This window comes from Methylocella silvestris BL2 (assembly GCF_000021745.1).
GTDB lineage: Bacteria > Pseudomonadota > Alphaproteobacteria > Rhizobiales > Beijerinckiaceae > Methylocapsa > Methylocapsa silvestris.
On the sequence record NC_011666.1, the window covers coordinates 2,344,077 to 2,362,769 of the forward strand.

At 57.0% G+C, this 18,693-nt stretch carries 13 protein-coding genes and 1 pseudogene; 3 read left to right on the top strand and 11 right to left on the bottom strand.

What is annotated here, in order from left to right; all coding sequences use genetic code 11:
- Positions 1–66: 66 nt before the first annotated feature.
- Positions 67–1,056, bottom strand: a complete 990-nt coding sequence (locus MSIL_RS11095) for a hypothetical protein (protein ID WP_148213076.1) — start codon at positions 1,054–1,056, stop codon at positions 67–69.
- Between the two features lie 289 nt (positions 1,057–1,345).
- Here MSIL_RS11095 and MSIL_RS21695 point away from each other — a divergent pair, with 289 nt between their 5' ends.
- Positions 1,346–2,458: a hypothetical protein gene (locus MSIL_RS21695; RefSeq protein WP_187148649.1), complete on the top strand. Its 1,113-nt coding sequence runs from the start codon at positions 1,346–1,348 to the stop codon at positions 2,456–2,458.
- Positions 2,459–2,794: 336 nt separating this feature from the next.
- Here the strand turns inward: MSIL_RS21695 and MSIL_RS11110 are convergent, their stop codons facing one another.
- The 6 genes from MSIL_RS11110 to MSIL_RS11130 all read right to left on the bottom strand — a co-directional run bounded on the left by MSIL_RS11110 (position 2,795) and on the right by MSIL_RS11130 (position 8,106).
- Positions 2,795–3,637: a hypothetical protein gene (locus tag MSIL_RS11110; protein WP_012591181.1), complete on the bottom strand. Its 843-nt coding sequence runs from the start codon at positions 3,635–3,637 to the stop codon at positions 2,795–2,797.
- A 3-nt stretch (positions 3,638–3,640) separates the two neighbouring features.
- Positions 3,641–4,609, bottom strand: coding sequence for a ParB/RepB/Spo0J family partition protein (locus tag MSIL_RS11115; RefSeq protein ID WP_012591182.1), 969 nt, complete (start codon positions 4,607–4,609; stop codon positions 3,641–3,643).
- On the bottom strand, positions 4,606–5,808 hold the full coding sequence (locus MSIL_RS20770; RefSeq protein ID WP_148213077.1) for a DNA adenine methylase: 1,203 nt from the start codon (positions 5,806–5,808) through the stop codon (positions 4,606–4,608). The genes MSIL_RS11115 and MSIL_RS20770 overlap by 4 nt, the downstream gene beginning before the upstream one ends.
- Positions 5,809–6,374: 566 nt before the next feature.
- Positions 6,375–6,566, bottom strand: coding sequence for an HTH domain-containing protein (locus MSIL_RS11120; protein ID WP_012591184.1), 192 nt, complete (start codon positions 6,564–6,566; stop codon positions 6,375–6,377).
- On the bottom strand, positions 6,566–6,808 hold the full coding sequence (locus tag MSIL_RS11125) for a hypothetical protein (protein ID WP_012591185.1): 243 nt from the start codon (positions 6,806–6,808) through the stop codon (positions 6,566–6,568). The genes MSIL_RS11120 and MSIL_RS11125 overlap by 1 nt, the downstream gene beginning before the upstream one ends.
- A 176-nt stretch (positions 6,809–6,984) precedes the next feature.
- Entirely contained in the window at positions 6,985–8,106 is a 1,122-nt protein-coding gene (locus tag MSIL_RS11130; protein ID WP_012591186.1) for a phage major capsid protein, read from the bottom strand.
- On the opposite strand from MSIL_RS11130, the pseudogene MSIL_RS20775 reads away from it, so the two are divergent.
- Positions 8,102–8,362 (top strand): annotated as a pseudogene (locus MSIL_RS20775) (IS3 family transposase); the annotation flags it as partial. The gene MSIL_RS11130 and the pseudogene MSIL_RS20775 sit on opposite strands and share 5 nt — an antisense overlap.
- Before the next feature lie 875 nt (positions 8,363–9,237).
- Here the strand turns inward: MSIL_RS20775 and MSIL_RS11140 are convergent.
- The 4 genes from MSIL_RS11140 to MSIL_RS22340 all read right to left on the bottom strand — a co-directional run bounded on the left by MSIL_RS11140 (position 9,238) and on the right by MSIL_RS22340 (position 14,756).
- Entirely contained in the window at positions 9,238–9,912 is a 675-nt protein-coding gene (locus tag MSIL_RS11140) for a YoaK family protein (protein ID WP_012591188.1), read from the bottom strand.
- Positions 9,913–10,201: 289 nt separating this feature from the next.
- Positions 10,202–11,356 carry an oxalate decarboxylase family bicupin gene (locus MSIL_RS11145; protein ID WP_012591189.1) on the bottom strand — a complete coding sequence of 385 codons (1,155 nt, stop codon included), beginning with the start codon at positions 11,354–11,356 and terminating at the stop codon, positions 10,202–10,204.
- Between the two features lie 476 nt (positions 11,357–11,832).
- The gene (locus MSIL_RS20195; RefSeq protein ID WP_049768151.1) at positions 11,833–12,249 is read right to left on the bottom strand and encodes a tetratricopeptide repeat protein; all 417 of its coding nucleotides are present in this window, start codon (positions 12,247–12,249) and stop codon (positions 11,833–11,835) included.
- Complete coding sequence (locus MSIL_RS22340) at positions 12,249–14,756, bottom strand: ATP-binding protein (RefSeq protein ID WP_425277117.1); 2,508 nt, start codon at positions 14,754–14,756, stop codon at positions 12,249–12,251. Before MSIL_RS22340 ends, MSIL_RS20195 begins: the two co-directional genes overlap by 1 nt.
- Positions 14,757–15,609: 853 nt before the next feature.
- Between MSIL_RS22340 and MSIL_RS11155 the strand changes: the two genes are divergently transcribed.
- Positions 15,610–18,480, top strand: coding sequence for an ATP-binding protein (locus tag MSIL_RS11155; protein ID WP_012591190.1), 2,871 nt, complete (start codon positions 15,610–15,612; stop codon positions 18,478–18,480).
- The last annotated feature ends 213 nt before the right edge of the window (positions 18,481–18,693 follow it).

The window sequence follows — 18,693 nt, forward strand, 5'->3', positions numbered from 1 at the left end:
GACCCAAGTAAGATTTTACATTGAATAGAAAAGACGTAATGAAATTGTCTAAAAATAGTATTGCAATTATTCAGGCTCTTGCTCTACTGTTATTTCTATAATATCTTTTTTTGGAACAACTGTGAACAAAATGATTGCAATTCTACTATTAAGTGCAAGCAACTTATACTCCGGCAATTCATCATCAAACGTATTAATCCTAATTGCCCTCGCACTGATCGGATGCAAGAATGAAAGAAAGAATATTTCAGACTGTAGCGTTTCATATCTTGGCGCAGCGGGACATTCACTTGGTTGCAAGAATTGATAACCAAGTCCAGCGCTGGTCGACTCGCATTTTCCGGTAATAATATTTGAAATTATACACGTGCTATCGGAAGGGGCGGCCTGCGAAAGCTGCCTACGCGCTGAGAGGGCGACCTCTCTTACGTCCTTCACAGTCGTTGTGCTCCAAGACAAGTTGTGGGCCGCGATCTCCTTCGCATTGCCGTTGCCATTGAATTGAAGGCGCACGGAAGTTTCTAAACTGTAAGCTGGTTTCGAAATCGAAAGCGGGTCGGCCAACGCTGTTTTCGCGTCTTCCGCAGCCCTTTTTGCCATGTCGCACTTACTTTGGAGACTTGTTAAATGTTCGGAAAGCGCGTGGTTTTCATTTGTCAATTCTGCAATTTTCTTCTGCCCTACAGGATAGGCGTCTGTAAGGTAACCAGAAAAATAAGCGGTCATAAACGTGATATACACGCCCAAAACGATGCCGCATCCTAGAAGGGTGAATGTTCTAAAAAGCGGCGATAAGAGATGTATAAAAAGCTCTACAATGAACCACCCTACAGTAACGATGCCGAGGAGCCCCGCGAGGCCTAGCACAATCTGAGCAATAATCGCATATGGCCATAGGACGAGGGCGGCGCCTGCCCCAATTCCCGCTGCTACGCTAAGCCCTGTCCCTGCGGTACGAATCTGCATATCGCAAACTTGGCCTTCGGCACTGATTCTCGCAACAGGGATCTGCGTTAGCCCTGCCGACGAGATCGTCTCGATTTCGAAATCGAGCACGCAGCCTCGTGACATTAATGCGCTCTCGGCGGAGCGCCTTCGACCCTGCCGCCCCTCGCGCCCCATTCGCTCAGCCGCGACGCGTGCTTCACGCAATCCGAGGTTTTGTCAGTTTCGTCAGTTCTGGCTTTAAGCAATTTCACTTTTTTCGATCGCGGGCGCCGCGCCGGCATTTGCACCACCTTTCCCTCGGCGCCTGGCATCTGCCGGTGGACCCCGCCCGCGATCCGTGCTGCCCTTGAGGCAGCGGGCGTCGAAATTATTCCGGAGAACGGGTCCGGCGCGGGTGATGACTGCGAAAGGAAATTCAGAATTAATGCGCTTTCGGAGCGGGCAAAAACAATGCAGTGGATTCGGTTTGACGCGCTTGGAGGAGACCGTCGCAGAGGCTTACCAGAAATTGATGTACAACCTCGCAACGCATGATGCGAGGGAGCCGGATCCGCACCATGTCGTGCAGGGGCCAAAAACCAGTGACGCTGTCGCCAAATTGGTTGACCGGCGTTCCATCAAATACTTGCAAGAGACCGGCGTTCCGTTTGAGGCCCTTAAGGCCGCCGGCGCGATCTTCGTCGAAGGAGCGACCTCGCGTCCGGTTGTCAAGGGACCCACTCTGGCGCGAGCCAAACAGCTTACAGTAGGACGAATATGCATGGCGTCAGATGAGAACCTATTTGATGATCAGCTCGCCGCTAGATTCCACTGTGACGCGACGGCCCTCTGCGGCGAGATCACCGGCTATTTTCACAGAAAGCAAACGGAGATAAATGAAATCATCTTCGTGCCCCTAATCATATTCGCGCGCATCGTCAGGCTGCGCGACGCAGCGCTGATGCTCACGCAAGGCGGCTTTCCGACAGAGGCAGGCATAATCGTGCTGTCGCAGTTCGAGGCGAAGCTCGATCTAGCCCAGTCGGCGACAGACGTGACGTGGGCCGCACGATGGCTGGAGCATCAGGACACGCGACATAGCTTGACGGCGAAAATCACCGACGCCATCAACAAGGTCTTCGAAGACGAGGCCGACCGATCACTGGAGCAGTCTATATTCCGTCACCTTTCGGCGATGAAACATGGCAATCCGGTCTCGTCCGAACTGGGATTTCAGGTGCGGAAGGATAAAGGAACCATCACAATTTCAACTGGCGAGATGGATGACGCGACGACAGCAACCGCAAACACCATGATAAGCCGATATGCGAGTTACCAGCTTGTATGGGCCGCCCGGGTGCTTGAGGCAACGACAGCCCGCTATGCAATCTGCACTCCTGCCACGCTGCAAGCCATCCAAGAGGACTGGCAGAGCGTTTCGGGCTATGGAACCACGTTCGCCCGTTTTCTGGAGTCGTCCTTTGCTCGCTGGGCCGGGCATCTCAATTTCGCATCGGGAAATCAGCGGTAACGGCGGTGGCCGCGACGCATCCTGAGGAAATAAAAGCTGTCGTGAGGATCAATGGGGCCACAGCTTTGCGATGAAGGCTTCGGCGCGATTGACGCCGGCAGGGCTCGTCTGCGGCGCCATCGCCGCCGCCACGATCCTGCTTTCCTCCGCCGCTCTGGAGAGGGCCGTCCGGGAGTAAAAGGCTGCGTCGAGAATGATGGCGATCCTGAGGCCGAGAGGTTTGGGAAACGTGTTATCGCCGTAACGGAACCCCCGTCGCTCCTAAAATGCCGAGCGTCGCCCAAATGCGAGCGTGTCGCACACACGTTCGAGAAAGATCCAGTGGCAACTCAAAACTCATAGACGTCCGCTCAAGCCAGCTTTGCGCATCTCATCTCTAAAAAATCCGATTTTCTTCAAGCCTTCAAGAAAACCGTGACGGCAATCGCGGTATTTCTTGGCGGCCTGTCTGTTGTCTTTTGGAAAATGATGAGCTGAATTTCGATACATACTGATGTACGCTTGTGCTGCTCCTATCGCTGCCCGGCAATTTTGGAACTGAGGGGCAGCATCCATCGCCGCGAGAGTTTTCGCAGTTGCGCCGGGCTTCGCGTCCGCCTGTGCAATCCACTTCTTCTTTGCCGCATCGCGCCCAGCTCTCAAAATCATTCCCTCCATGACCTCCGCGATATCGGCGGCTCCGGTTGGGGCGTTGTGTTTATAGCGATCGAATGACTCGGCTAGCCGCGTTTTAATCATACGAGGGAGAGGCTTAATCTCTGCCTCGAACTCTTGCTGAACAATTTCTTGGATTAGGGGTATGCAGGGCGCCCTTCGTTGGGAGCTACCGTCCGCGGCAACCGTAACCAGTCCGTATCCATCATTAATCAGTGCTTTTGCGCCGGTCTGATCGGCAAGGTACGCTTCCTCTGGACAGATACAATATACCGAAACCGGCATTTGAAGCCGTAGTACGTCCGTGCGCCGCAACTGCAAAATAAGAGGATAAGGATTTTCCGATACCTCTACCGCAACAGTCAGATGATTGTTAATTTTGAAGCTTAGTGTCGGAGTCCAACTCAGACTCTTATCCAAAGGAACTGACGCAGCGAAAGCGGAGCAGTGATAAATCTTCCTGAAGAAGGCTTTTGCTGCCTCAACGAGGAAAGTGGTTCCGGAACTTAACCCCGTACTCTCCACTGATCACGTCCCGAGCAGTCGCTGTAAGCGTGCATACAAGTCGCGCAGGCTCGCTAGCAGTTCTTCATCGAGCTCATCTTCTTTTTGCTCTGCAGAGACGCCATCGAGAAACTCAGCAAGCGAACTGACGTAGCGTGATGCTCTCTTCTCTCCGTACTCAAATTCTACTGTCGAAGAATACGCTTCCCGAATTCCAACATTCTTGTTGGGGTCGAATACACGATCTAGCGCCCGCAGCGCAGTGCGTCGAGCGATGCCCAAACCCTCGACCGCCGTCGCAATTTTAGATAACTGTCTAAAGTCAGTCACAGCGGAGATAACGTTTGACTTAAATTTATCGACCAGAGTGTCTCTTATTTCATCAATTCTTGGCTGATAAATGTCGATTCGACGCGTGACTGTTTTCAAGGCTTTTTCCATTTCAATGAAAAAATCCTCGGACAGCCTTTGCTGGGATTTTGGCTTATCAAGCTCGGAAAGGAGCATTTCCTTAAATCGTTCGGGCAGATCGATCAGGAGCTGGCATCTCCTGATCGCCCCTCGCGTCAAACCGGTTAATTCGGAAAGAATTATTTCGTTTGGAAACTGACCATGCTCCTGTTCATAAAGTGCGCACACTCTCTGTAGCTTTGAGGCAATAGTGTAATAGTCCCATTGTTCCCGAAGCGAATGAATATTGTACATCAGAACGAGATTATCTAATTCTGATGGCTTGCTCTGAACGATAGCCGGCACGGTTTTGAGGTTAAGCTTTCTTGCGCATCTCCATCGCCGCTCGCCGTCCAGCAACGTGTACGTATTTCCATCCCTATAGACGGTTAGAGGTACTTGAATTCCGTGCTTATCAATAGAGAGCATTAGACTCTCCATTTCATCCTGTCGAAAGACAAGACGCGGATTCTCAGGATTCTGCACAATCTCCGACGGGGGAATGAGGCGCAGCTTTTGCGCATCGCGTACTTCAGCCATCATGGGCGTACACTGTAGATAACCTCCGTGACGTCGCTTCGGACCGGTCCCTTGGACGCGCCCATCGTCGAGTGGACGTGAGGAATTTCTATGACCTTAATGCTCTGTCGGAAGTAACGGGTCATGATTTCGGGAATTCGCTGGCGAGAAGCTGGAAACAATCCGTTTGTGGGATAGCTTAATACGAAGTCTGCGCGCAGATCCGCACATCGGCGGATAAGCTCTTCCATGGCAAATTCAACTTTGGTTTTCTGACAGAAGATCGAAACCTCTCGATCAGCACGGTAGAGACCGCGGCCGGATGTAGCGGGATGATCATAAAGAACGGCCGTCTCATAAAGGTGATAATAGCGGGAATATTGATCTTTGGTGTATGGAGGATCTGCATAAATTACGCGAGGCCGAGCGCACTCTCCGGTCAGTTCTTCGAGCAGCGCAATCGCATCTCGCCTGTAAACGCGATTTTTGCTACGCCAGCGCGTCGAACCGACGGCACCTAGGCCACCGCAAGCCGTGAGCCACTCAGTCCATATATCGCGCAGGCGTTGATTTACAAATCGAGCGCGATTTTGCTGCTTCGGCAATAGAGGCTGGGCGAAGTGGCCTGTCGTTGTGGAGCATCTTGACAGCGCCACGCACAAACCAATCACTCCCCAACGATGAAGTTCGGCCGAGATCAACTCGTGACAAAGAGAATAATCAAGCGCGAAACGTATACTGTCAATGTCAATCGCCTGCCTCAGCGACCAATATGTTCCTGCAAATCGTCTTGCGAAAAGATCGTGACTGGGCGATCCGTGACTGGCGCACGGGCCGTTGGCCGCTAAAATAGCTTCTTCGAAGAGAGCCGCCAGCCGTCTCGTCCCCCGCGCTTTGAGCGCGACATCCTCACGCTGCAGTTTTTCCTCGTGCAGAAATCTTAACCGTCTCCGGTTTTCTGAGAAAAAGCTGTGGCAGGTCTCCGCCAGGGAACTACTATCTGGATGTGTCACTTTGGAACAAAACTGCGCCGAAGCGACGTAAGCAGCAAAGTGTTGCAAATCGTTCGACCAAACCTGTCGACTTGGGGCGACAGCCGTCCCAACCGAGCACATTCCTGAAAAAGCATCTAGAAATGCGCCATGTCGGCAGTCGCTTATCAGCCTGCTAACGACCTCCGCCAGCTGGCGCTTCGTGCCCATATAGGAAATGCCTAGTGACACGTCTGCTCCCCTACACGCAGTTACCGCGATCCGTCGCGCATGGCAAGCCGCTTCACGGGGCAATTTTCATAGTCGCACGACAATCTAAACTAATCGGAAATAAGCGGCACCTCGAAGGACAACTCAGCGTGGGCGCGCCAACCGCTCCGCGGCTCGCACGAACGCCCCGCATCGCCTTCGAGCCGTGCTGCGACGCATGATGCACGCGAACATACGGCGGCGACCGAGGCAGGCCGGCTCAGCCTGCCCCTTCGGCGGCTGCCCCATGAGAAGCCGTGGCAATAGCATCCTCGCTTTTAGGAGTCTTTCACTCGCCATCTTTGTGACCTGCTGCAGGCGTCCCCAATTGTCGCGTCAGTCTGGTTGAGTAGCCGCGACCGCACGGGTCTCCAGCGCAAAACATGGGGATTCAAGGATCGAGAAGAGTTATTGCCAGGCGAATCGATGCGTATGTAAAAGTCCGACTTGCACACGGCGCCCTCGCCTTGACTGCGCTTCCGGCATTTTGACTGCCAGGGCGGCCGATCGGCTCCCAGCCGCAGGCGCTGTTCTTGCTGCGACGGGAGTCATCGAGCGCCGATCGCGCTCTCGCCCATGCGAAGCTCGATGCCGGCGGCGCGAAGAGTGTGGATTTTCTGCAGGATCGATTTTTCGCTGACGCCGAAGCGTTCGGCGAGGGCGCTGGCGGCAACGCCATGGTTCCAGGCCTTGATGAGCCGCGCCTCGCGATCCTTCGACCAGACGAAGGGCCGCGCCATTACGCTGTCTCCGCGCGAGCGTCGCCGCCGCGAGCAACCTCGAGATAGCGGGCGATCAATTTGTGGCCGAAGCGCTCTGTCATGTCGTTTCGCTCCTCGATTGGCGTTAGGCGGTGCTGCAACCGCATCAACGACGCATGCGCGCAAAGGCCAATCACGAAGGCTTCCTGCATATCCTTGCGGCCGCAGCTCGCCATTGCTGCTATGGCGTCGTCGAAGATTGCCTCTTCCTCGGTTGTCATGTCGCTCGCGCCTTTCAAAGCAATGAGAGCGCAGCGGCTCTATGGGAAGCCGCCGCGCCTGGCGCGCGCTTTACGCTGAGGCTCTGCTTTCCCAGCGCTGCCGGAGCGCGCCATGGCGCACCTGCCGTCGAAGAAAGGATGAAATTCGACGGCGCTTCGTAGGTGCGCCAATCTCGTCAGCTTGCGCTGTTCTGGAGATATCTCAGCGCGGCTCCCGCGCTCCAGTTGGCGACCCGGCTGTCCGCTCGTGCGAACGCGACGAAGGCCGTCTGGCCTTTCGAAAGATAGCCGGAATCATTCATCCGTAGGATCGCGGCGCCGTTGACGAAGCGCGCCACGAAAGAGGCAAAATCGCCGAACAGAATCGGCTTGGCGCTCGCCGCCATCGCCGGCATATCATTGTTGATGACGACGGGACGGCCGAACAGTCGCCCCTGCGGCGGCGGTCCGCCGGGTTGGAGAAGCGGATCGGGAAACCATAGCGGCCAGCCTTGCGCCGCGGCGATCTTCTGCACCGCCAGCAATGTCATATCGTTCATCATCCAAACGCAACGCAAGCTCTGGCGATAGGCGGCGTCGACGCTCGAATAGAGCGCGATCAAGCCGTCCGAGGTCAGCGACGTTGTGTTGGCCGCCGGGAGCGTTACGCCAAGGCTGGCGCCGGTCAGCGCGCCCTGCGGCTGGTTTACGCCCGTTCCGCTAGTAAAGAAACTGTTCATGCCTCGCGCAAGGCGCGCAGCCAACAAATCGAGCAGCATATCCTCGATGTTTACGGCGCTGTCCTGCAAGACCTCCAGCGAAACAGGAATGATTCCCGACGAGAATTTACTGGCGTTCAGCCCAAGCGTTCCGACTGGCATATCCACCGCATTGAGCGTGCTGTTCTCGGCGACAATGCCTGCGCCCATAGAAGCCTCGTCGACCAAGGGCCAGGAAAGCGGACCGCCGGTATCGGTCGTGATGACGCGCGCCACCGACGCAACAGGGGTGTAGAGTTCGACGCGCCGCAGAAGACTCGCGGCGACGGGCGCCGGCAGGAGATAGCCGCCGGCGAGGGGCGTGGCTTCCGCGATGTTGAGAACGCGCGCTTGTTGCGCGTCGCCCAAATGCCGCGCCTCCTGCGCCGAGAGCGCCTTGTGGCCGAGGCGAAGCGCCTTCACGAAGGCCGATCGCGCCGCGCGTATCTCGTCATGGGCGCGCTTGGCCTCAGCGTCGCCGTCGAGGCGATCGATCGCCGCGAAGATCGCGTCGGCCGAATCGGCCGTCTTTTGTGTGAATTGAGCGCCGGGCGCAAGCATCGCGCTCGTCGCGACGTTCTGCCGCGCTTCCTTCGATTGGTATAATCGGAATCATCACGCCGGGATCGGCCTGATGACGCCGGATCAAGTCCACTACGGTCAGGCCGACGAGGTCTACGCAGCCCGCCAGAAAATCCTCGATCGCGCCTTCCAGGCTAATCCAGAACGCTTCGTCAAGAAGCCGCCGGAACCCCCGTTCAAACCAATCGCCGCCTGGATCAAGCCGGCAATCCAAAGGTTCCAAATCCAAGCTTAAATTCAAACCCCGGCTGTCTCATTGTCGTTAACACGTTCCGTTCTTGCGGTTTGAAGTCTGCGATCGCCTGAGTGATGGCTTGGATGCGCGCTGTGAATGTTCGCGCAGCGGCTTTTCGCAGCGCCGCTTTCAACTTGGCGAACGTTTATTCTATAGGATTAGAGTCGGGGCTGTAGGCTGGGAAATAGCGAAGCGTCGCACAGGCTCGATCGCTTCGCGGACGCCGGCTACTTTGTGCGCTGGCAGATCGTCCATGATGACGACGTCATCCTTGCGCAAGGTTGGCGCGAGAAAATGTTCGACATAGGCCAGGAAACAAGGACAGTTCATCAGCCCGTCGAACGCAGGGCGCTGTGACTGCATCGCATCGCAAGGCGCCGACGATCTTCGTCGGCATCCAGTGGCCAAACGGAGCTGAAGCTTTGAGGCGATGGCCGCGCGGGGCGCGGCCATACAGCCGAACCATGGTCTTCGCGCCGGTTTCATGATGAAAACAAGCTGTTCCGGGTTCAGATCGGGCTGACTGACGCGCCATTCCTCCCGCGCCTTTGCGATACGGCGCGATCTTGTTCAGCGGCGCGCAATGACTTTTTTGAGCGTCAGCCCGAGGTGCCGCAGCCTTTTCCAAAGGAGATATTCTAGAATATCGCCATCCACTCACTCAATTGAATGCCGTACCGCCGCGCAGAATGCATTATCGCACACAAATTCACAGCCAAGGACGCACCAGACGCCAAGGCGGATTTATGAAATTGCGACTGGCGTAGTGCAGGACGATGAAAAACATGGGCACTTTTCCTTGGATCCCGCACAAAGCAGATGGGCTCTATGGCGTTTCATGATTTAGCTCGCTTCGGCCGGGTCCGCTCGGTGCTCTACAGGAAAGACAGTGTCAGGAGCACGAGCAGCACTCCGGCAGCGAGCAGAATCGCTAGGGACACGCCCAAGGAGCCGACAGTGAGCGCGCCGCATGTGACGCCGACGATGAAGGCTAGCCATGAAACAGCATTGGCTCCTGCCTCGGCAAAGCGAGTGCGCCCCAAGCAGGCGCGCGCCAGCGCGTCCCCTACGCCAAACAAGGCGCCGGTGACAAAGCTCTTGCCCGTCGATGCGCCGGCAATCGCTTCGTGAATGGCGTTTTGCATGCCCATGGCCACAGACACGAAAAGCAGGGCGATATTCGTGGCCAATAGGCCCTGGAGGCTCCATGCCGCCGCGAAACAGACGAATTCACAGGCAAGCACCAGCGTCATTTTGATCCGGCTTGCGGCCACGTAAACCAACGTACCCAGAAAGGCGCCAAGCACGAAACTCGCGATCACCGCGCCGGCCCAGCCGACCACAAAAGTGTCGTGGCCCGCCACAGCCATGCCGAATTGCGTGCTGTTTCCGCTCATGAAGGAGAGATAAAGATGTCCCATCGCCGTGTAGCCGACGGCGTCAACAAAACCGGCGAGCCCCGTCATGAGCGTCGCTTGAGTCAGGACGGTCCAAGTCGGCAGCGATCCCGCAGTGGCTGAGGCTCCTTGAGGCTTGGCGATCGTGCTCACGTGCTTTCTCTTCGTCGGAGTCGGGAGCGTCCCCCAATTTACCGGCCACGCCAGACTATGGGCCTGAGTTCGGATGAACGCCGATGGGTGGCGTGTCCTGAACGGCGCCGAAACTGGAAGGATTCGTTGCGATGCCGATCCGTCCGGCGATTTGCCCGGTGCGCCGTCTGGCCCTGGGCAAATCTAATTTGATGGATCACGATGATACCGCGCCCCTGGCAAGGAGAAGGATGCGCGCGCCCGCAGTTCTCTTCATTCCACTACAGGCGCAGAAGATGCGCAGACGCCGTCAGGAGGACAGCCCGGACACAACAGACCGTCTGTTGGGGTTCAAGGCCGCCATGGCCGTGTCGTCAAGCTCCAGGTGGCCGCGGACCAGCTCGGCCGGCGTCAGAGCGAGCCATTGGTTCAGCGCGACATCCTTGAACTCGGGCTTGTTGAATACATTGAGCACGCGCACCCGCGTATTGCCGATATTCTCGATGTAATGCGCCAGCGTCTTTGGCACATAGCCGACATCGCCGGCCCTGTAATTGAAAGTACGGGCCTTGGATGTCGCGTCGAACACGGTCATGCGCGCTTCGCCCTCGATGTAAAACTGCCACTCATCAGCGTCGGGGTGCCAGTGAATTTCACGCATCGCGCCGGGCTCCAGATCGATGATGAGCGCGGCCATGTTGGTCACCGGGAAATTCCTGACGTCGATGATCGTGGTCTTGCCGCCGTCCCATTGGCTCGGCGCAACATCGCCGCCATGGATTGTGAAGGGATTGGCTGGGCGCTGCTTCGGCAATCTGGCGAGAACCTCTTCGAGAGGCGGGGGAACCGGAAGCGGAAAGATGTATTTTTCCTTGGGGGGAAGATGAGCGAAGTGCTCCGCCGGAATGCCGAAATTCTTGGCGAGAACATCAATGGGCGTATGCGCCATGAGTTCGGTCACCAGAAGCGTCTCGTTCTCGGAGAAATTGCCGTCGTCGAAGACGAGAAGAAACTCGCAACCTTCCGCAAGACCCTGGATGGAATGGGGGAAGCCGGCCGGGAAAAGCCAAATGTCGCCGGCCTTGAGATCGTCGATGTAGACATTCCTGTCGGGATCGACGACGGTGATGCGGCACTGTCCCTGCAGCACATAGCCCCATTCCGCTTCCTTGTGCCAATGCAGCTCGCGCACCACGCCGGGACCAAGGCGCATATCGACGCCGGCCATTGCCTTTGCCGCGGGCAACTCCCGAACTGTGACCTCCCGCGCCCAGCCCCCCTCTTCGAGGCGATTATGGGCCATGCCGAACGAAAACTTCAGATTTGGGATCGACCCGTTGTCTGTCGCCGGGGGCAGGAGAATGTCAGGGTTTTGCCGATCTAGCTCCAAATTGCGAGGGCCCGGATCCGTTGCGCCATATTCGCCGCGAATGGGCTGGGGGGCGTCAAAACTTTCCTTCGTCATGGCATGCCTTCATGTTTGATTGAAAAATAGCTAACGCGGCCGACGCGGTAACCTGCATTCAAGCGGCGCCTTCATCTCGTCGGGTGGCGATAGCGATCTTGCGCTGGTTAGAGGTCTCACCCAAATTGCCGAGGAGATGGCCGTTCGCGAGGGGACACAGCAATGTCGGAGGGATCTATCGAGGACCACACAGTCGCTCGGACATTGGCAATGACGCGGCGGCCGCGGCTCCGTAAGTCCGACTGGATGTTAGAAATAGCATATCTCCTCAAAATATCGGCAAACCTCAGTGCTTGTGGTTGAGGCGATTGCGTTAGATTGCTGCACGCGTGGAAGAATTGCGCCTGACCCCGCGAGGCGCGAGTTTTACGTTGGTAAATTTTGTAAAGGAATGATCCTGGAAGGCGCTCTGAAGAGCGCGCGAGCTTTTTCAGGCGCCGGCTTAGACACACTAGGCTCGTCGGAATAGATGCAAATCAGTGCATCGAGTTTAGTTCGTGGAGCAGCTGCCGCGCGGAGACGAGATCTCGGGTTTCAAAACCCTCTGTAAATCGTCCATATATGGTTTCAAGCATGGAGCGAGCTTGACCTACTCTCCCTTGCTGCGCCACCACCCGCGCCAATGGAAGAGCGGCCTTCAACTCCCAGCTCAGCGCCGACTGCTTTCGGGCTTCGTCCATTGAGCGAACGAAGATTCGTTCCGCTGCGGCGAAATCCGCATGAGGCTGAGCCAATAGAATGTCGCCATGAGCCCTGAGCAAGTCGGGTAACCACAATGTCCCTCCGCCTTGCTCAGCCAGCGCCAACGCCTCCCGTATCGTGTCGAGGGCCTCATCGGACCTGCCGGAAAGCATCAGTCCCTCCGCCAGGGCGCGCAGCGGTTCCAGCCTCATTATGTGGTATCTGGCGGGGTCCATTGCCTCCAGAGCATCGCGCAAGATCGCCACGCCGGACCCAGGATCTCCGCTTGCGACCATGAGTTCGCCTTTGAGCCCGACGCCGACCGCATGATAGGGAGCGAGGGAATATTGGGTGGTCTTCCTGATCGCACGTTCCGTGGGCTCGATTGCTTCTTTGTGAGCGCCCCGCTCCATATCAATACGGGCGTCGAAAACAGAAGAAAAACGCAATAGGAGACTGGATGATCGAAGGCAGTTGCATCGTCAATCCCCTGACGCAGAAGTTTAAGGGACCGATCCGGAAATCCGCATAACCACAGAGATTTTACTAGAGCTGTCAGTCCTCGTGCATTGTAGTCATATCCGAAGAAGTTCACCGGTTCCAAAGTCATATTTGCTCTAAGCTCGAATCCAATCTCACAGTGGCGCACAGCAGCCGGTTGATCCCCAGCCAGGTGATAAGCCGCGCCGAGTATCCATTGGGTCATTGCTCTCTCATTAGAGCGTCCCCGCGCTTCAACGAGCGCAGCGCTTTGTTGCACTGCAGCCAAAGCGCCAGCTATATCGCCAAGACGAGTAAGAAAGATATAGCGACCCAAAAGCAGGTGAATTTCATGTTGTGTATGGCCTATAGCCTGAGCGATCTCCAGTGCGCGTTCAAGGGCGCAGCTGATTTCCTGGTTGTCGCCTCCAGTGAACATGGACGACATCGCCAAAGCTCCTTGGAGGTCCAGTTCAAGCAGTGTCCCTCGATTCGTCTCATCAAGTGCTCTTGTGGCTAATCGGCACCATTTCTGAATTTCGTCGAGCAGTGAAAGCCCAAAAAACAAAGGCGCCGCGCGGGCGGCGAGTCGAACGCCGATGAGCGGTTCGCCCGAACCGGAAAAACTTGTTCCGAGCGCTTTGCGAATATTTCCGACTTGAAGCGGGTTGATACCCGGGCTGCGGTCGCCGAGAGTTGCGGCCTCAATTGTCGCTGGATCAAGGAGAGCGGCAAAGTAACATGCATGGCGTTGTGCGGCTGCATCTTCCTCGCCGCTTTCGCGAAGCTTAAGCGAGGCGAACGAGCGCGTCACGTCCAATAGCCGAAAATAGGGCCGTCCAGCTATTGACGATGCCGTTATCAACGACTTGTCGGCGAGGCTGGCGACTGCATTGATTACTGTCTGCGGCCCGCTATCGGACACGCCAGCCACCGAACTCGCCGCCTCAAGCGTGAACTGACCAACGAAGACCGAAAGCAGCCGGAAGACCCTCTGCTCGTCGGGTGACAGAAGCGTGAAGCTCCATTCAAGCGTTGCATGCAGCGTCTGGTGTCTGGGCTGTACACTACGCCGACCGAGAAGGAAGAGTTCAGCGCCGCCGTGGAGAAGGTCTGCAGTTCCGCGGATCCCATATGTCCCCACCCGACTGGCCGAAAGTTCAATAGCCAGGGCGATGCCGTCGAGCCTACGGCAGATATTGGCGACAATCGGCGCGTCGGCTTCGCTAAGCTCGGAGCGATAGCCGCTCGAGGCCGCTCGCTCCATAAACAGCTGGACAGCGGGCGAAGCCAAAGCCTGTGCGGCTGATGGCGTTTCATAAATCGGGCTACTGAGCGGCGAGAGAAGATGAACGTTTTCGTTTTGAACACGGAGCGCTTCGCGGCTGGTCGCCAACAGATACACCGAAGGTGCCTCACGGAAAAGCCGTTCGGCAAGCGGCGCTATTGTCTCGATCAAGTGCTCGCAACTGTCGAGTACGATTAGCATGCGCTTGTCGATCAAGAAAGCGCAGAGATTGGCCTCTGCATTAGCACCCTGAACGGAGCAACCAAGTGTAGAGGCGATGGTGCTGACGGCCAGCGATGGTTCACTGATCGAACCGAGGTCGACGAAGTAGACAGCATCCTCTCCGAAATCGCGAAGGACGGTGTGCGCGACCACCACTGCTGCAGTCGTCTTCCCGATACCCCCCGGCCCGACAATACTAACGAAGCGCCGCGACAACAGCAGCAACGTCAGGATGTCGATGGCTTCCTTGCGGCCGACCAAGAATATCGGCGCGGGCGGGAGGTTTGTTGCGGGCTGCTCCGATGAGGGCACGAATGGCGATGTGACTCGGTGCATAGATCGTTGAATTGGGGCCACGAAGGCATAGCCCCTTCCAGCGACAGTCATGACATATCGCCCTCCATCGACTCCGTCTCCGAGCGACTTGCGAAGCGCGGCAATTTGCACCCGCAAATTACCCTCTTCGACGACAGCATGGGGCCAAACTTGCGCGATAAGTTCGCGCGCGCTCACGACATCTCCGCCGCGATGCGTCAATGCGATCAGCAGGTCGAGCGCACGGCTGCCGATGGCCACCGGCGAGCCTTCCTTAAGAAGCAGTCGCTCTGCAGGAAGTAAGCGGAAGCGCTCAAAAGAAATCTGTTCCCCAGGCCTCAATCTCATACCCTTGCCCTTGCCGCCCAGATCGCATCCGAAAAGAGTCTTCGAAAGATTAGGCGCCCGCAGCATGACAGACAACGCCAATCATGAAAGGTCAAAAAAAGCCGCGACTTGGGATCGCGGGGCCGGAGGCGACGCGGATCGTTGATCGGTTTGCCGTTTTGGCCATTTCTTTGCCTAACGAGCTGCTATCCTCAAGCATAATCGATACCGGGGTCGCGGCGGATGGGATGGACCATCTCTCGCTGCAAGCAGCTTGAGACCCGGGTCTGGCCACTGACGCGGACCGGAAGATCCATTTTTGCCTGCGCCTCGACGAAAGCCTTATAAAGTATCTCATTGCCGATGGCTTTGGGGCGCGCTTCTCAAGCCGCCGCACCTGCGATCTGCAGGCCCCCATTGGTCCGGTCCCGCGGCTGTCGAGGCTCGCAGGAGGTGGTCTGGCCGCCGCCAGCCACCATTCCTCGACGATCCGCAATGCGGAGCCGGCGGCCGCTTCTTTCGTCGATATCATCGATTTGCCAAATCTTCGACATAAGCGCTATCTTCGGGAACGTCGCTGAGCCTTTCCTGATCTCCCCGGAGCGGCGGCTTGCCCTGATCCCGGTGTCGGGTCGCAAGCGCGCTACCCCGAGCCATGGCCGCCGGTGCGTCACATGGTTTAACGGACGATCCGGCCGCCAACGCTTCCAGCATGAGGCCGAGACGCCAAAACTCTGGTCGCCGTCGGGATATCGGAAATGTAGGCCCGGCGGCGACGGTGATCCTGAAATACGTAAACAGGCGCTATGGGAGGAGTCGCCCAAGCGCCTCAATGTCGAGCGCGATCGCGGAGCCTCGACGCAATGCTGATATGTTTCGGGCAGCCCACACGTTGGGATTACTGCCGTGAAGTGAGGACAGGACGGCGAGCGCGGGTATCATGGCAAATCGCACCGAACCATTGAGCGGAGAGGCGGTGCTTTTTGGCCCCTATCGCCTTTCTGCAAGCGAGCGGCTGCTCTCTAGAGATGGAGCGCCGGTCGCCATCAGTGGCAGGGCCCTGGACATACTTATCGCCCTGATCGAACGAGCAGGCGAGGTCGTAAGCGTACAGGAACTGCTCGATCGCGTTTGGCCACAAACAATCGTTGAGGAACCCAATCTTCGTGTGCACATCGCGACACTTCGTCGGGTGCTGGGCAACGACAGCCAGGGATCACGATATGTCATAAACGTGCCGCGGCGCGGCTATTCCATCGTGACGCCGCTGTACCGCTTAGCGCGCGAAGGCGCCGTAGCCATCGACGCCACGGTAATTTCCGAACGCCAGCCCTCCCTTCCGACACCGCTGCAATCGATGATCGGCAGGAGCGGGACCGTCGCGGAGTTGTCTGTCCAAATCTTGTCGAAGCGTTTCATTAGCGTAATTGGACCAGGCGGCATCGGAAAAACCACTGTGGCGGTCGCGGTTGCCCACGCGGTTCGCCAACACTTTGGCGATGACTCGGTGTTTTTTGTCGACCTGAGCTCGATCGCAGATAAGGAAGACGTGGCGAGCGCCGTCGCGGCCGCAATCGGCTGTTCCGTCCCGGGTGTTGATCCAGAGCCGTTCATACTTGCCTTTCTGGCCAACAAGCACTTTCTCATTGTGTTTGACGGTTGCGAGCATGTGATAGAGGCCGCCGCGCCTTTGGCCGCGCGTCTCGTCGGCGGAGCGCCTTCGGGGCGCTTTTTGGCGACCAGCCGAGAGGCGTTGCGCATCGAGGGCGAGGAGGCGTATCTGCTATCGGCACTCGAAGGCCCGGCTAAGGACACACCTTCGGCCGACGAGGCAATTGCCTCACCAGCCATTCAGCTTTTTATGGAGAGGGCAACTTCTGCCGGTTATTCGATTGAACTCAGTGACAGCGATGCGCCGATTGTGGCAGACATCTGCCGTCGGTTAGATGGCATCCCCCTGGCAATCGAGCTTGCTGCGAGCCGGGTCGGGGTCTACGGCATCCTGGGGACCGCCGATCTTCTCGATCACGATGCTGCGCTGCAGTTGCAAGGCCTAAGGAGCGCCGCGCCGCGACACCGAACGCTGCAGGCGATGCTGGACTGGAGCTTCAGACTGTTGTCGCGGGATGAGCAGCAAATTCTTTGCATGCTGTCAGTCTTTGTCGGCACGTTCACCTGGCGTGCGGTACTAGCGGTCGCAGGACCCGTCGAAGCAGAAACGAAGGGCTTAGCCGCCGCAGTTAGCGGCCTTGTCGATAAGTCTCTCGTCTCCGTCTCATCAACGAGCAGACCTGTATGTTACCGGCTTTTGGATACCACCCGAATATATGCAGCTTCTATGCTCAAGGATCGTGGCCATGAGGAGGCAGTCGCTGAGAGACACGCCTCGTTCTTTGTTGACTTTCTCAAAGAAGTCACAAACGGAGGTTCGGAGTTTGATGGCCGCGAAGCGGCGAACTACATACCTCACCTCGGGAACATTCGCAAAGCGCTGGCATGGAGTTTTTCCAGTTTAGGCAACGAATCGATCGGACTCGAACTCGCCGCCCTAGCGGGCCCCCTCTTTCTGGGACTGTCGCAATTCGGCGAGTGCCAGCGATGGTGCCGTCGGGCCATGTCCAAGTTGAGTGTCAGCGAGCGAGGCGCCCGGCGAGAACTTCAGCTTGCGTACTTGCTTGCGCGCTCGGCAGTGTATATTACGGGCGATATCGAGGACGTCAGGGCGATATTTGACCATGCCCTCGGTTTATCCACGAAATTTCAGGACACTCGTAGTCAACTCAATTTGCTCGCGGACCTTAATGTTGTCCTAACTCGCCGTGGCGATTTCAAAGGAGCGCTCGCGGCCGCGAAGGAAAGCGCCACCCTGGCCGACCGCGCAGGGGGCTCTGTTGAGAAAGTGCTGGCCGAGTGGATGCTGGGAGCATCCTATCACGCTTCGGGCGATCAGGCGGCCGCGCTGCGCCATTGTAACCTTGGCTTTCGGCTGGCTTCACACGCGACCTTGAAGCAGTTCGACTTACTGAGTGAAGCGCGCGCTCGATTTGCCCTCGCTCGATCGCTATGGCTTCAGGGTTTTCCGAATCAAGCTTTAGACTCTGCGCGTCAGGCGATCAGTCAAATGGCGAGATACCGCCATCATGTTTCCTATTGTTTCGTGCTCGTCTATACTATTCCTGTTTTCTTGTGGTGCGGTGATCTTGTAGCTGCGGATGAACTCGTCGAGGTCGCCATCGCTCATGCAACCAAATACTCGCTTTCTGTCTTTCAGACCATTGCTCGCGCGCAAAAAGGCGAACTCATCCTGGCGAATGGCGATGTGTCAGAGGGACTGAAAATATTACAAGACGCATACAGGGAAATGCTTGTTGATTCTTACCACATCGTAGCCTCATCGACATGCTGCGTATTGGCGAAAGCGCTTGCAAGCGCAGGGCGGGGAGAGGAAGCGCGGTCCGTGCTCCATGCTGCGCTCACGCGCGCTGAGCGGGTTGACGAACAATGTTGGCGGCCAGATTTGTTGCGAACGCATGGCGAGATCCTGCTTATGCTACCGGAGCCGGAGAGCGCTGGAGGGGAACAGTTGCTCCTCAGCGCCATAGATTGCGCCAGGAAGCAATCCGCGCTCGGGTGGGAGCTTAAAGCCGCAATCCCTCTCGCGCGAATGTGGCACGAGAATGCCAGGAGCGACGCTGCGTATTTGATGCTGGAGGGGATTTATGGCCGGTTCACGGAAGGATTCGCGACCCACGATCTAACCGCCGCGCGCCTCCTTCTGGAGGAATGCCGCCCGTCTATTATCGGCCGCTAACAATAAGTGCTTATTCTGCTGTCAAGCTGTCTGCTATTAAAAACGCGAAGGTCGAGACGTTACGCAGGCCTCTTGTCGTGCTGTTCTGTATTCCTGTTGCCGCAATTAGACCCCGGAAGCATCTGCGTTTCGTCAGGCGCTGGCGACCATGTCAGAAAGCGTTCTCCTCGTTTATCGAGGCAGATCGCGAAGCACGGCGGGGGTTAATCAGGA